We start from the raw sequence: 15,462 nt of genomic DNA, 5'->3' as shown, positions 1-15,462 counted from the left end.
GCAACCGTCCCGCGAACTTTTGTCTCTTCGCAAATCGTAGCGCGACATCGCCTCGAATCAAACAAAAAAGCACCCAAAGCTAACTTATTTGAAACTTGGCACTAAATCGAAAACAATCGGCAATCTTCTACCTAAATCGGAATTTGAGAACCGCGAAGGGGAACCAAAAAAATCTCGCGAAACGCCGCCGCGCGAAGCCGAACAACCAGCGCTACCCGCGCACCACTTCCCCATACGCGTCGGCGCGGCGGTCGCGCAGGTAGGGGCTTGTCACGCGATTCTTGCGCACCTCATCGAAATCGAGGTCGGCATACAGAATGCCCTCGGCCTCTTCGGTTATCTGGCACATTTTGCCACCGCGCGGGCCGCAGACCATGCTTCCGCCATGCATGTACAAGTCGCCGCCTTCGTGGCCGATGCGGTTCACCGCGCCCAAAAACACCGTATTCTCAAGCGCACGGGCGGGCGCGTTGATTTCCCACACGTCGGCGTCTTGCACGCACCACGCGCTCGGACACACGATGAGCTCGGCGCCCTTCAGCGCCAACGTGCGCGCTGCCTCGGGGAATCCCATGTCGTAGCACACCATAATGCCGACTTTGCCGAATTCGGTGTCGAACACCGGGAATTCGTGGCCCGCACGGAAATAGAAGCGCTCGAGCGCCCACAAGTGAACCTTGTCAAACGACCCCTGCACCGTGCCGTCGGAGTTGATGAACACCGCGCTGTTGTACGGAACGCCCGAAAGCCCATGTAGAAGGGCGATAGGAGCCACGATATACACGTGATTTTTGCGGGCCGCTTCCTGCAGTGCGCGCACCGTGGGGCCATCGATAGGCTCGGCCAGCTCGGTCATGCGCGGTCCGACCGTATCCAAATGGTAGCCTGTGGTAAACAGCTCGGGAAATACCACCATGTTGGCGCCTGCGGCGGCCGCCTCATCAATCATGGGCAGGGCGCGAGCCATGCTCGCCTCCACATCGCCCAACACGCTTTGGAACTGCACGAGTGCAAGCTTCATCTTCGCCATGGTCTTCCTTTCAATGTCGCACCGAATCCCGGCAGTCACGCGATGCACAAGACGCCTTCCCAGAACGGAAGCGCCGCGCACAAAGCTACAGCCGAACCGCATATGAATGAGCGCGGCTCGCCTGGTATTCAGTGCTCTGTATCAATGATTCGTCATGCATTCCACTATGCTGCATTAAGGCTTAAGGTGCAAGCACCCCGCTCCCCAATAAACGGCAAACGTGAGCGGCAAACGGCGCATTCGGCACTACAATGTCGCTAACGCATCTTAGAAAGGATCGCCATGCTCTTCAAACACCTTATCGAATTGTACGAATTGCTCGATTCGCCTCAGGCTTCGGGCGCGATTGTCGCCGATTATCTGAAGGCCATCGACCCTGAATGCACCGTGGAAACCTACCCGTTGGAAGGCCCCAAGGGCATTACCGACATGGTGCGCGTTCGCATTCCCGGCGCCCATGGCAAATCGAACGGCGGCGACGCGCCGACCATCGGTCTGCTCGGTCGCTTGGGCGGTTTGGGAGCACGTCCCGAACGCATCGGATTCGTATCTGACGGAGACGGCGCACTCACCGCGCTCGCCTGCGCCGCAAAGCTGCTCGACATGCACAAGAAAGGCGACGTTTTGCCTGGCGACGTGTTCGTGAGCACGCATGTGTGCCCGCATGCGCCCACCATGCCGCACAAGCCCGTGCCGTTCATGGGCTCGCCCACGTCCACCGCGGCCATCAATGCCGAAGAGGTCACGCCCGAGCTCGATGCCATTCTTGTTGTCGACACCACCAAGGGCAACCGCATCGCCAACAACCGCGGTTTCGCGATTTCTCCCACAGTTAAGCAGGGTGTCGTGATGCGCGTGAGCGAAGACCTGTTGGGCATTGCCGAAATCGCCACGGGCAAGCTGCCGCAAGTGTTCGCGATTTCAACGCTCGATATCACGCCGTACGGCAACGGCCTGTATCACCTGAACTCCATCATGCAGCCCTGCACCTGCACCGACGCGCCGGTTGTTGGCGTGGCCATCACCACGCAGACGGCCGTGCCGGGCTGCGCAACCGGCGCCACGCGCCTGCCCGATCTCGACGAGGCCGGCACCTTCATGATCGAAGCCGCCAAGGCGTTCACGGCCGGCGACGCAAGCTTCTATGACCCGGCGGAGTACGACCTGTTCGTGCAACGCTACGGCAGCATGGCGCAGCTGCAAACCATGGGGAACCTGCCGGCGGAAAACCCCATGGCGTAAAGCCTCTGGGACGTCATCTGGGTCAAAAGGGCAATCGTCCTTTTGACCCAACCCAAAAGCTCAAACACTGCATTCGCATCAAAAGCCAGCGATACACCTACACGTAGTAGAGGAAACTTTGCAGTTTCTCGTCGACGCTGGCGTCCAGCGTTCCGTCAAAGTTCAGGCGTAGCACGGGCGCGGCGAAATCGGATGGCTTCTGGCCGAGCTTCAGCACGATGTCGGTGTTCTCGTACATCGATGCCGCAATGATGACGCCATCGGCCGCATGCGATGTCACCTGCGATTTCGCCGCTCGATAACGCCCATTCGCACCAATATAGCTGCCCAGCAGGTCGCCGTCGGCCGCGGCCTCAAGCGCGTGCGGGTCGCTGAACGTCGTCGCGTCGCCAAGCGCCGAAGATACGCGCGCCGTAAGACCGGCAAAACCATCGAGCACCACGGTTTTTTCCTCGAAAGAGGGCTCGTTTGCTGGCTCAGCGGGCGCAGGCAACGCCGTTGCGCCCGATACCGCATCGATTCCGCTGGCGGCTGTGGCCTCGACCGCCGCGACGGTCGCCGTCGCCTCGCCGCAGCTTCCGCACAAGCCGCAATCGGCTCCGTGCGCGCCGCCCTCGCCCCCTTGCTCGCAGCCCTCATGCGAGTGGCGGCTCGCATCGGGCATGGCGAGCATCGCGGCCTCGGACACATTGTCCATGAAAAACGGCGTGCTGGTGCGTTCGCGGGAATCTTCCTTGGCGGCGTCGCGCCACGCGAACAGCAGATATTCGGAAAACGGCATGCGCGCCACGCGATAGCCGGCTCCCTCCAAACGCTGCCACGCGCCGCCGACGAGCGCGTCGTCGAACACGCACTGCCACTCGCCAGAAAGCGCCAACGTGGCTTTCGGCGAGACGCCCTTCCACGACGCAGCCGCCCGCTGGGCCAATTCCAACAGAAATACCTCGTCAAGCACGCCATTTTCCGCGGCGACACTGGCGTCTCGAGCCAATTCTTCGCGCGCGGCGGACGCGGCGGCATACGCGATATCGCCCGCGAGTAGCGTGCGGAACAGCCCGCTCGCATCGGCAACCTCCCACGGCAGCCGCTCGAGCTTCGGCGCGGAGATGCCCACGCTCGCAAAGCCATTCGCGTCCAGCACGCGGCGAATCGCACGCACATACTGCCCATCGGCATCGGAGCCGACCGACGAGGGCAGAAGCAGTCGCATGCCTCCTCGTGCCGACGGGCAATCGCCACAGCCGGCTGTTCCATCTCCGGATGCGGAGGCGCGCCCGCCCGCCGACGATTGCGCCGCCGCAAGCGACATACCCAGCAGGCTGGTGAAGCTGTAGTATTCCTTCGACGAAAGCTCGCGCTGGCCCAGCCTGAACGACTCAGGCGTATGGCGCATCGGCGAAACATCGAACCCGCGCCCGCGCAACCACGCGGCCGTCACCTGGCCGAACGGGCCGATTTGCGGCAGCACGCACGCCTCGCCCGACCGCGCCGGACCCATATTCAGCCCGCGCGGGTGCAAGGCATAGGGCAGCGCGCGCTCGTCTTTGCCCCGCCAATGGTCGATGGAGTTCAAGAACGCCTCGATGCGCGTGATAACGCCCACCTGCGAGAAATGCTCGTCCATCTCGATCTGCAAATAGGGCTTGTCGCCCATTTCCTCGGCGAATAGGTGGCTCACCATGGTGTCGGGCCCGCAACCGTGGTTGGTCAGATACACCGCGAACAGGCGCGGGTCGCGGCGCACCAGCTTCGCGCCAGAAAGCATGTGCTGGCCGAACGGCCAATACATGTCGGGGTGGTCGGTCGAAATGTCCAGGTCGTGCGCATGCAGATGGCTTACCGTGATTACCTTCTGCCCGCGGTCGAGCAGCGCGTCGGGAATGCCCATGTTCAGCGCTGGGTCGGAAATGCCGTATTGGCGCGTGATAATCACCAACACGCGCTCGCCAGGTTTAAGGCTCGCCAAAAGCCGCCCGCCCTGTTCTTCGGTTTTGCGCGTGAATTCTTGCACCGCGAAGCCGCCCGCCAGCATCGCCTTCGCGCTTTCCTGGGGCGAAAAGCCCAAATCAGCACCCACACCCAAAAGAGCCGTGGCCAACGCCTGCTGACCAAAGTCCATGTCCATCAACGGGCTGATAAGCCCAATGCCGCGTCCCCCGAAGTCGAGCGCATCGGCAACCAAGCGTGGCGCCACCTGCATGTATGGACAGGCGTAGTTATGGCGCACCTTGCTCTTGATGTGGCGAATGGTGTGCATCGAGGGCATAAACACATAATCGACGCCCGCGTCCACCAGCTGCGACACGTGGCCGTATACCAGCTTCACCGGGTAACACGTCTCGCCCTGCGCATATTCCTGCGCGCGCTGCACCGTGTCGTCGTTGGATGCATCTGACAGAAGTACATTGAAGCCCAGCTGACGGAAGAATGCATTCACCATGGGAAACAATTTGTGCAGCATAAGGCAGCGCGGCACGCCCACGGTTTTCTTCGCGGGGTCGCGCGCAGGGTCGTATCCCTCCAAATAAAACTCTTCGGTTTTGCGGAAAAAGGCGCGATTGGCCTCTATATCCGCCGCGCTCACAGCATGCCTAGCGCGACCCGAGCCCGACAAATCCCAGCCCTTGAACGCAGTCTGCGCACGCGCAAGCACGTCGACCGAAACACCCTCGCCGACCGCAGCGCGCATCTCGTCGAGCGCGAGCAGCGCCGCGCCCACCGCGCCCGACACCGCAAACCACGGCGAAACCGTAAGCGCACCGCCGAGCGCTTGGCGAAAAGCCGCCACGATGGCCGGGTTGTACGCCACGCCGCCCTGCAGCACCACATGCCGCCCCACGGGCTTGGCGCCCACCACACGGTACAGGTAATTGCGCACCACCGATTGGCACAAGCCCGCAGCCACGTCAGACAGCTGCGCGCCCTTGGCGATCGCCGCGTTGATGGCGGTTTCCACAAACACCGTGCAGCGTTCGCCCAAATCCACCGGCGCCGTCGCCGAAAGCGCCAACGGGCCGTATTCATCTAAAGGAATGCCCAAACGAGCGGCCTGCTCTTCCACAAACGAGCCCGTGCCCGCCGCGCAAATCTTGTTCATTTGGAAATCGACCACATTACCCGCCGAACACGAGATGTACTTCGAGTCTTGCCCGCCTATCTCGAACACGGTATCGGTATGCGGGTCGGCAGCGACCGCCGCGCGCGCCTGGGCGGTGATTTCATCGCGCACCACGTCGGCGCCTATGAATTCGCCGACTATCGTGCGGCCCGACCCAGTCGTGGCCGCATGCACCACGCGCACACTATCGCCCAAACGTGCCTCAAGCGACGCAAGCCCCTCGCGCACGGCGTTTTTCGCATCGCCGCGCGTGCGCAGGTATTGGGCATCGAGCAGTTCGCCCTTCAAATCCACCAACACCAAATTCGTGCTGGTAGAGCCCACATCTACGCCCAGCACGCACGGCGTGCGGCCGTCAGGCGCCACGGGCCATGGCTGCGGCTTGGCCGCAAATCCCGCACCAGCAACGTAGCCCTCGTCGGGCAGGGGCGCAAGCCTAGACAATGCTTCCTGCTCAACTCCGGTCTCCAAAGCGGCAATCAAGTTGCCAAGGTCGACGGGCACGAAAGCATCGTGTCCGCCCGCACGAACGGCCTTTGCTGCATGCGCTGCAGCGCCCGCAGCCTGCACGTACACGCCAGCCGTATCTGCGATAAGATCGCCTTCATCCAGCTTGAACACGTCGCGCACCGCCCGCACCACGCCCTCGTTGCGCACCACACCGCCCGCAAGCAACACGGGAGCTTCCACCGGCATTTTGCGCACGATGGTGGCCTTGTAGCTTTTCACCATGGCATAGCACAACCCCAGCAGAATATCCTCGATGGGCACACCTTCCTGCTGGCGATGGATGATGTCGGTTTTGGCGAACACGGCGCAGCGCCCCGAAAGCCGAGGGATGCCGCTCGCGCGCTCGACGATGGCGGAATAATCCTCGATCGAAAGGCCCAAACGCCCCATTTGGTCTTCGAAAAACGAGCCCGTGCCCGCCGCGCAGCCCTCGTTCATGGCGAACTGCGGCGCACGACCGTCGGCGACGCCCGTCACGAAGAACGCGTTTTGCGCGCCCACCTGCACGATGCTTCGCGCGCCAGGCGCCATCACGGCGGCGCCGAGCGTCATGGCCGGCACATCTTCGAGCACGCGCACACCAGGGACCGCCTCGAGAATCGTTTCCGCGCACGCGCCCGTCGCCGCGATGCCCGCGCACGCGCCCCCGGCCAATTCCTCGGACGAAACCGCCGCAATCAAAAGCTTCCGCGCGCACGCCGCGATGCTTCCCTTGTGCGCCTCGCACGCGCGAAACGCCACGTCGAAGCCTGCGCCCGCGTCGTGCAGCGCGACCACCTTCACCGACGACGATCCAGCATCTATGCCCACAAAATATGGAAATTCCCCTAAAGCAGCCATGAAGCCGCCTCCTTAGCAAAAAACTAGATTCTGAATATTTGCATGTTCACCTGGGAAAATGCGTGTCGTTTACGCGGTTTTGTACGCCTCGAATTCCGTAAGGAAAGCCTGTTTGTCAAGCCCGCGGAACTGCACCACATCGTCGAACGTCACCAGCTCGGTAATGGGATTGTCGATCGTGAACGGGAAGCCCTTGCTCTGCAGAAACGATTCGAGCTTCGGCTCGTCGGCGCACAGCTCGCGCATGGTTTTGGTCGTGTCCATCGAAGTCCCTCTCGTGTCTACCAGCATATCTCGTCGTCGCGCAGCACTTCGAGCCTGCGCCCGTCGAGCGCGATAATGCCCTCTTCTTGCAAAAGCCGCAGTTCACGCAAGAGCGCCTTCTCGTGCACGCCCATCTCGGCCGCCATATCGCGGCGCGTCTCGGGCAGAATGTAGCTGCCGTCTTTGCGCGAAGGCAGCGTTTTCACATACTTCATCAGGCGCGGGCGAATGCGCGTTTCCGAAAGCATCGAGAGCTTCGCGGTAAGCCGGCCCACCTTCTTGCTCATCTCACCCGCGATGTTTTTCGACAGGCGCTCAAACAGTGGGCTTTCCTCAGACCGCACGTTTGCCGCGGGTATCGCCACCAGCCGCACGTCTTGCGAGGCGACGATGTTCACCGGGCATATTCCCATCCCTTTCGGAATGGCCTCGGCGAACGACTCGCCCGGCATGAAGCGCTCCACAATCATAGGGCCGGAATCGCGCGGCATTTCGGCTTGAACGATGCCGGTAATTACTATGGGATAGAAATCGAGCTTCTCGCCTTGCCGCCGTATGAATTCGCCTTCTTGAAATGTGAGTTCATACGCCTCAGCCTCAATAATCACCTTGTCGATGTTCTCCAGCGCAAAGCCGGAAAACACGGCGGAACGCTGCAGCACGCGCATCGTCTTCTCGTTGAACCTCAAAGCTTCACTTCCCATTACTCGCCCTGCAATTCCGCCAAATCGAGGCGCCGAGCGGCCAACAATTCAGCATCCCGTTCACCGTGCGTCGCCACAAGCAGCGTTCTTTCGCGCCTGTTCGCAAGCAAGAAATCAATCACTTGGCGGCGCGTTTGCGCATCGAGCCCCGTGAACGGCTCGTCAAGCACCAAAAGCGTGCTGGGGTATGCCACCGCACGCGCCAGCGACACGCGTCGACGCATGCCGCCCGAAAGCTCCATCACCGGCTGGTCGAGGCATGCCGCAGGAAGAATCTGCGACAAAAGCCCGCGCACCTTGGTCCGGCTTGCGCGACCGGGCAGCACAAGCGCCACGTTTTCAATCGCCGAGAGCGCCTCGCATAGCCGATCTTCCTGGAACATCATGGAAATATCGCCCGAAGAAACACCCGTTATTGACCCGGTATCGCACGGCTCCAGCCCCAGCAGCGCGCGAAACAGCGTGGTTTTGCCCGAGCCCGAAGGCGCCATAAGGCAATACACGCCGCCCGCTTCCAACGTAAAATTCAAGCCGCGCAGCACGCGGTTTACGCCGTACGATTTGCACACGCCGTCGAAACGAACCTCGGCTGCGCCGCGCTGCTCGAGTTCGGCATTAGCCATTGCGCGCCTCCTTGCCCTCACCGCTATCGGCTTCGCCGCCGTCGCTTCCGATGAAGCCGCCCAGCGGTCTGTTCGCGCGCTTCAGCAATTCCATGAACGCCTTCTCGAACAAAAACGACAGCACCATAACCACCACGGTCCAAGCGAGCAGGTCGGGCGTGTCCAAAAACGTGCGCGCCGTGGCCATTTCTTTGCCGATGGACGGCTTCGGGGTGGCCAAAACCTCGGCCATGATGCCGCTTTTCCACGTCATGCCAAGCGATATCTTCGTCGAGCTCATAAGAAACGGCATGAACGCCGGGCGATAGATATACAAAAACGTGCGCCACCGCGAAAGCCCGTACACGCGCGCCATCTCGAGCATTTGTCTATCGACGCTCTCGAAGCCCGTGACCATGTTCGTGTAGATGAGCGGCAGCACGATGAAGAACGCCAGAAACACGGTAAGCGCCTGGTTGCCCACCCAAATAAGCAGCAGGATGATGAACGACGCCACTGGAATAGTGCGCAGCAGGCTGATGATGGGGTCCACGAAATCGCGAAACAGGCGGTGCCGGCACGACATAAGCGCCAGCAGGAAGCCGACCACGAACGACAGCAGAAACCCGAGCGCGATGCGCCCGAACGAGGCCCCGCAAATAACCCAGAAATCGGGTTGGCCCAATTGCTCGACGAGCGCCTGCGCCACGCGGATGGGGCCCGCGAGAACGAGGCGATTATCGATAACCACATCGAGCAGCTGCCATATCGCAAGCCAGAACGCGATAATGCCCGCCTTGCGCGCGAAACGGCGAGCGCCGTTTTGCTTCTCGACCGAGGCTCGCGCCTCGGCGGCGCGGCGCTCTTCATCGATTAGGCGTTGCGCCTCGGTATCGTCGATAAGCCCCTGGGAACTCATCACGCGCACCACCTGGCCTTGCGGCACGCCCAGCGAGGTAAGCATGTCGAGAATCTCGCGCGGCTCCACACCCTTCTCGGTCGCCATGCGCATCATGGGACCCATTTGCGAATCGGCCAAGCCCTGCGATTTAATCATTTGCGCTATTCGCGCAACGCGCTCTTCCGGCAGGCCTATTTTCGCCGCGATGGCGGAAATCTGCATGCGCGGCGCAGGCTCCCCCGCCGCAGTTGCGCCCCGCTTCCCAAAACGCTCTTTCAACATACCCCAGGTCATTTACTTGCCCGATGCCGTTCCGCCGAAAGCGTCCACGGCCGCCTGCGCGTCTTCCTTGGAGGCCGTCACGCCGTCGTTGCCCGTTCCGGCGCTCGACGCGTGCTCGGTCGCCTCTTCCAAGCCCGCCTGCGCAAAGCGCTCGTCGATTGCACCTTCAGGGGGCAGGTAATAAAAATCATCGCCAGGCAGCGCGCCGCCAATGGAATCGGGGTTGGCGACATACAGCTCGCCCAAAAATCCCGAAAGCGCGGTGCGCATCTCCTCGCCCGTCAAATTCACCATGGAAATGTACGGCATGGCGTCAAGCGCCACCGAGTTATTCAGGAACGTGCCCAACTCTTCCTGCAACGCCGAGGCCTTGTCCATGTTGGCGAGCGTCCACGCAACCGACTGGCCGGCCATGTTCAAATACTCCACCACGGCCTGCTCGTGCTCTTCCAGGAACTGCTTGTTCGCAATGGTGGTAGTGGTAACGGCCTGGCTGCCCGTGTCGGCGAACGCCTTGTTCCACTCAACCGTGAGGTCGACGGGAATGTACAACGGGTTCACCAGGATTTTCGCCAGCGACACGAACGGCTGCGGCAAAATCGCCACGCAATTCTTTTGCTCCTGCATCATGTTCAGCACCTCGAGCGGGCTGGATTTGAATTCCAGGTTGAACGCGCCGTCAAGGCCCGTTTTCTTCATCAGCGCCTCGATGGTGTATTCGGGCGTGCCGCCCTCGCCGTAGGCGTACACCGTGCGGCCACGCAAGTCGTCAAGCGACGCCAGGCTTTCGTCGTTGGTCATAACGTAGAGCACGCCAAGGTTGTTCACGCTGATGACTTCATAGCTGTTTTTCAGCTCGTCGTTGTTGAACAGAATGGGGCCAATGTTGCTCGGCAGCGTGCAAATGTCGTAATCACCCTTGTTGAACAGGGCCGACAGGCCCACGTAGTCGACACCGTTCAAGTCGAATGTGAAGTTATTGATGGTTTTGCCCGCCTGTGCTGCCAAGATGAATTGCGAAAGCCCCATAGACGGCGGCCCCATGATAAGCCCCACGCGCACGTCGCACGGCTCGGCCGAGCCCATAAGGTCGCGGCTTTCGGTGGTCGCGGTAAACTCCACCGCGCCGTCAGATACGTCGGCGCCCTTCGCTCCTTCGCCGCTCGCGCAGCCGGAAAGTCCCAACGCCGCGCTGAACGCCGCGGCGGCGCTCAGCGCCACGAATTTGCGCCTGTCCATCATACGCGCAGCCGCGCGCGCGATGCCGTTCTCGAATGTCATGAAAGCCGCCCTTCGGTGCCGTGAATTCCAAACAACACCAAAGTATAGTCAACCATGGCTAATTTCGCGGTAGCAAGAGTTACCTATTACCAACTTTTCCGAAAACGTTCAAATGCATACGCAAAAACTTTGCAAGCCCCAAGAAACAGAGCGCCTTAACGCTGATGAATCTCTCTATCGGATGCGGCCACGAAGGCAGGTATCGTCGGCCACCATCGGCTCGCCCGAAAAGCCACCACGCAAAAAAATGCTCCGCCTGCCCAACGCCGGCGGAGCATTCGTCATGAGTGGAAGGCCCGCAACGGGCGCTTCCCTATTTCAATCGCGACGAGACGTTACTCGCCGTTCGCGCTATCCGCGCCGGCTTCAGCCGCCGCGTTGCGCTTCTTTCGGCTTAGCAGCAGCCAGGCCGCGATCGCGGCCACGGCCACCACGCCAAGCGCGATGCACGCAACGGTCACGGGGGCCATGCCGCCATCGGCAGCGTCGCCTTCATCCGAAGCCGCCTGCGAGCCGGCCTTCTTCGCCGCAGCGCTTTCGGAAGCGGACGAGCCGTTTTCGTCGAGCGCGGCCAGCGCGGCCTCGGCGGCGCTTTCCTCGGCAGCCACGCCGTTGGCGCCGTTCAAAATAGCCTGCGCCGCAGCCGGTAGCGTGCCACCGCCCGATGCAGGCAGCACCGAGCCCAGGTCAACTTCCCAGTTGGCCGTCCAGGTATGGTCCCACACGCCATTGAAGATGCCCGCGGCGATGGTCTTCGCCAGCCAGCCGATGGTCACGCTCGCCTGGCAGGTGCCGGTAAAGGTGGTTTGCCCAGCGGAAGGCGTGCCCAGGTCAATGGTGATGGTGGAGCCGTCGAAGCTCACGCCCGACCCCCACACGTTGTTAACCACCATAACCTTGTCTTGAATGGTGACGGGGATGCGCACATACGCGTGTCCCGAGCCATCCACCACCAGCGTGGCGTTGCTCGACACAGGCGAGCTGGGCGGGAAGCCGCCATTGGACAGATGCGGGTTCAGCGGCAGGCCGGTTTGCGACTTAGGCAACCACACGTTGCCCGACACTGTGTAGGTACCGGCAACCAGGTGCCCGTCGGTTGTGGCGATGCCCCCGTTGGAGCCACCATTGGCGGAGCCGTTCGCTTCATTGGAACCAGAGTTGTTCTGGCTACCGTTGGAACCGTTGTTGTTGCCGCTGCCGCCATTACCACCATTGCCGTTGTTACCCTTGTCGACCAAGTCGACCAAAGTCGGAACCTCGGTACTGTCGGAAGACTTCCTCACACTAGAGTAGTCGACAGTCAAACGCAGCGCTACATCGCCCGACGGACGAATCTCGGGATTGCCAGAGCCATACTGCATTCCCTTTTCGAGAGGAACCGCATAAAGGAAGCTGCCTGCGAAATCATAAGAGCGCCCACCCGATGCCAGGTTATCAGTCAGCGTGAAAGCGACTTTATGAATACGGCTCGACATCTTACCGTAATTCCAGAGGCTCGGATCCTCCGGCGTTGTGCGCTCGACCTTTACATCTTGAAGCTCGGCGCACGTGCCGAGCTCCTGGAGGGTAAAGCACGGGTTGCGCACCGGAAGCACCAGCGTCTTGGTTCCGTCCTCGGCGACGATAAGCGTCGCGTTCGACGTCATCGCCTGGGCGTCGGTAGGCACCGCATTGGCGATCGTCACGTCGGAATTTTCATCCACGACAGGCGAATTGCCGGCGCTGTCGGCAAACGGGTTGTCGGGCGTATTCGCGCATACCGTGGTCCCACGCAAAACGGGATTGTATTCGCCCGGCATCATGAGGTTAGCGGTAATCGTGTACGTGCCCGGCGCAAGCTTCTCGCGGACATACGAGGAAGCCACGGAAAGCGTTCCCGGCGCATACTCGAATTGGTAGTTCTTGCCGGCATTGCCGCCTGTGGGCGTCAACTGATAGCTTTCGCCCGGATCAAGCGCCTCGGGGATGGAAACCGCAGGCAGCTCGAAGCCTTCAACTGTTTCGGCGGTTTCGCCGTTGACGAAGCCGGAGACAGACACCTCGCCCTTGGCTTCAGAGCGGGCCGTGGTCACCTGGTCGCCAGAGTAGGAGGCCGTAAGCGTCGCAGGAGCGATTGACCATTTGACGACTTTGTTGTCACTTGATCCATCGGACCAACGGCCCGCGCCACGAATGAGTTTCGCAACTGCTTCGTATTCGCCGGCATCGGCCTGGGAGACATTTTCAAGCGTGTACAGGCTTTCATCACCCGTCACGCCAACCTGCTCTTGACCGGAATAGACCAGCCCGTCCGCGACCTGAGGTTCACTCGACGGTGCCATACCGACATAAAGACTAGCATTGCTAAAGTTTATGTCGTAATTATCAAGCCCCTGGTCAAGCCCATCCCAATAATTCCAATTGCTGAGTTGATACAAACCAGGCTTGGTCGTATCGGGCCAATATTGAGGCTTCAAAGAAACAGACTTCAAACCGATGCTATCGGCCGTATCGCTTCCTTGGAAGCCCGTCACCTTTGCCACGAAATCAGACTGTGCACCATACGCCAAATCGTCAATCGAAATCTGGAGCGAGGCCTTCCATATCGACCACGTGAGCTCAATTGGAGTCCTGGAACCGTCGAACCAGGTATACCCGGGTTTCGGCTCGACCGTTGCGGAATAAGACCCCGCGTTTTTCTGGACGATTGAACCTTGAACTACCTGGGAATTCGCATCGACATAGGCACACGTCTGATTGTCGCCATTGTAAGTACGAACCGAATAGACGTAGGGGTTGTCTGCCAATTTAGAAGCATCATGGACGACCTTGATGTAAGCGACGGGCTCGTCGGCCGACGCGCTCGCGATCCCGTTATTGTGGCCATTGGCCAGGGCGACGAGCAATTTGCCGAGCTCATCGTTGCTCATGCCGCCCTGGTCAGGCGTCACGATGCTAAACGTGGCCTTGCCATCGACATAGGCGGAGTCGAGCTTCCTTGCACTCGTGGAAGAGCCGTCCGATTCAACGAGGTACACCGAATCAGACTCGCTGGAGACGGGCACGGTAAGGTTGAGATACCCCTTACCATCAGTGAACCAAAAGTACAGCGGCTGGGTCTCGCCGTCAAGAGTGTGCATTATCGCAAGCGTATACGCGTCTTCGCCGTTGCCGGCGGCCTCTTTGCCCAGGAAGAATGTCAGTACGTCTTTAAAGGCCTCGATGCCCGTTTGGGCGGACGAGATCTTCATCTGGCCGCTCGCGCCGATTGCGTCATTGGCAAAGTCGAAATCAACCCAGTGGTTCGCGGAATAGTGGTCGGCGATAACGTAGGTGCCTAAGCCGGAATCCTGGATGATTACATTGCCCTGTTGGTAGAACGACGCAATAGATTGGAGCCCGCCGTCCGTCCCAACATACTTATAGGCATCAACATAGTTGATAGCGGAAGGTGCGGTAACAAGGACACTCGAGGCCGCCAGATGGATGACATTGTCATCTGCGTCGACAAGGACTATCGAATACGCCTCATATTTCGGGGTCCCCAAGAACGATTTTGCAAACTCCGCCTCAATCGCAGCATTGGCCTCGTCGTCTTCGTGCTTTACGACAGAGAGCCTTGCCGATTCAATCTTTTGCACCTCGTTCTTGTCTGAAGTCGAAACGGCAACCGTTATGCCCGTGGCCTCGTCTGAGAAAGTTTTAGAGAAAGCGTCTTCGCCAGGTTGAACCGCACCGTTTTCTTTCGCGCTATCAAAATCAACATCGAGTTGCATACGCCAATGTTGATCAGCGCCACCCATGAAAATCGTGGGGCATTGCGTGCAGGCTCCCAAGGCATAAGTCGATTTAGCGCTGTCCAGCTTCGCGACAACCTTGGTGATACGATCGGAATGGCTCCCGTAGCTTGTCGAAGCACCGCCACGCTCGACAGACAGAATATGTACGCCCTCATCATCATTGCCCTTGATGTCTTGCAGCGTAAATACTTCATTAACCGGATAGAAGGTCAGAATCATCGTGCCGTCTTCATCGACGCGCAGATTAGCATTGTCACTATTCGGAACAATCGGAGGGAACACCGTCGTGGTCATATAAGCGTTCTGCCCAATAGGGGCGTCTTCACCAATGACATAAAGATTTGCCGTGATTGAATAGCTTCCAGCCTTCAAGCCTTCGTCCTTGTCGGAAAGCGAGTCGCCGTTGGCCGCGACCAGCGTGGGCAGCGACGGGTCGAGGCGGAAGGTGTCGAGCCAGGCCATCTCGCTGGCCTGCTCGCTGGCGGACACCGGCAGCTCCGAGAGCCCGCCGCCGGCAAGCCCGAAGTAGCGCGGCGACATGCCGAGGTTCATGAACCCGGGCATCGCCGCGCCGGCGTCCGCGGTCAGGCGCACGAAGGTCAGCTCGACCTCGGCGCTGGCGGGCAGCTCGACCTCCTGGCCGCCGCTCACGATCTTCAGGGAGTAGGCCTCGAACGCGCCGACCCCGTCGAATTTGGCCTCGAGCGCGGCCTTGGCGGAGGCGTGGGCCGCGTCGTCGGCCGAGCCGGGGTCCAGCGTCGCGGTGGCCGACCCGAGCGCGGCGCGCAGCTCGTCGCCGGCGTCGGCGGCGGGCACGGAGATCTTCACCGTGTTGGCGCCGAGCATGCCCATGGCCTCGAGCGTGACCTCGTAGGGCTCGGCCGGCTTGTCGGCGAGGGAGTCGCCGTT

General features: G+C 60.6%; 9 protein-coding genes. 1 reads left to right on the top strand and 8 read right to left on the bottom strand.

Translation table 11 applies throughout. The annotated features are described in order from the left end of the window. Positions 1-211: 211 nt before the first annotated feature. Entirely contained in the window at positions 212-1,030 is an 819-nt protein-coding gene (locus ACWI8T_RS02070) for a nitrilase-related carbon-nitrogen hydrolase (RefSeq protein ID WP_449137776.1), read from the bottom strand. 282 nt (positions 1,031-1,312) lie between these two features. Between ACWI8T_RS02070 and ACWI8T_RS02065 the strand changes: the two genes are divergently transcribed. Beyond that, positions 1,313-2,272 (top strand): DUF1177 domain-containing protein, encoded by a 960-nt coding sequence (locus ACWI8T_RS02065; RefSeq protein ID WP_449137775.1) that lies wholly within the window; start codon positions 1,313-1,315, stop codon positions 2,270-2,272. Positions 2,273-2,369: 97 nt separating this feature from the next. Here the strand turns inward: ACWI8T_RS02065 and ACWI8T_RS02060 are convergent, their stop codons facing one another. The 7 genes from ACWI8T_RS02060 to ACWI8T_RS02030 form a co-directional block, all read right to left on the bottom strand. Continuing rightward, complete coding sequence (locus tag ACWI8T_RS02060) at positions 2,370-6,740, bottom strand: acyl-CoA dehydratase activase (RefSeq protein WP_449137774.1); 4,371 nt, start codon at positions 6,738-6,740, stop codon at positions 2,370-2,372. 69 nt (positions 6,741-6,809) lie between these two features. Further along, a complete protein-coding gene (locus ACWI8T_RS02055) occupies positions 6,810-7,004 on the bottom strand; it encodes a nitrate ABC transporter ATPase (protein WP_245910339.1) in 195 nt (64 codons plus the stop codon). Between the two features lie 17 nt (positions 7,005-7,021). Next, the gene (locus ACWI8T_RS02050) at positions 7,022-7,708 is read right to left on the bottom strand and encodes a Crp/Fnr family transcriptional regulator (RefSeq protein WP_449137773.1); all 687 of its coding nucleotides are present in this window, start codon (positions 7,706-7,708) and stop codon (positions 7,022-7,024) included. Beyond that, positions 7,708-8,331 carry an ATP-binding cassette domain-containing protein gene (locus ACWI8T_RS02045; protein WP_449137772.1) on the bottom strand — a complete coding sequence of 208 codons (624 nt, stop codon included), beginning with the start codon at positions 8,329-8,331 and terminating at the stop codon, positions 7,708-7,710. The genes ACWI8T_RS02050 and ACWI8T_RS02045 overlap by 1 nt, the downstream gene beginning before the upstream one ends. Next, positions 8,324-9,505, bottom strand: a complete 1,182-nt coding sequence (locus ACWI8T_RS02040) for an ABC transporter permease subunit (protein ID WP_449137771.1) — start codon at positions 9,503-9,505, stop codon at positions 8,324-8,326. The genes ACWI8T_RS02045 and ACWI8T_RS02040 overlap by 8 nt, the downstream gene beginning before the upstream one ends. Then, complete coding sequence (locus tag ACWI8T_RS02035) at positions 9,506-10,774, bottom strand: Tat pathway signal sequence (RefSeq protein ID WP_449137770.1); 1,269 nt, start codon at positions 10,772-10,774, stop codon at positions 9,506-9,508. It abuts the gene before it with no gap. A 335-nt stretch (positions 10,775-11,109) separates the two neighbouring features. After that, the coding region (locus tag ACWI8T_RS02030) for an MBG domain-containing protein (RefSeq protein WP_449137769.1) at positions 11,110-15,462 on the bottom strand (4,353 nt) is incomplete at its 5' end.

The organism is Slackia sp., from assembly GCF_977041755.1.
Note: the sequence above shows the minus strand (reverse complement) of the source record. Positions and strands in the feature narration are given on the sequence as shown.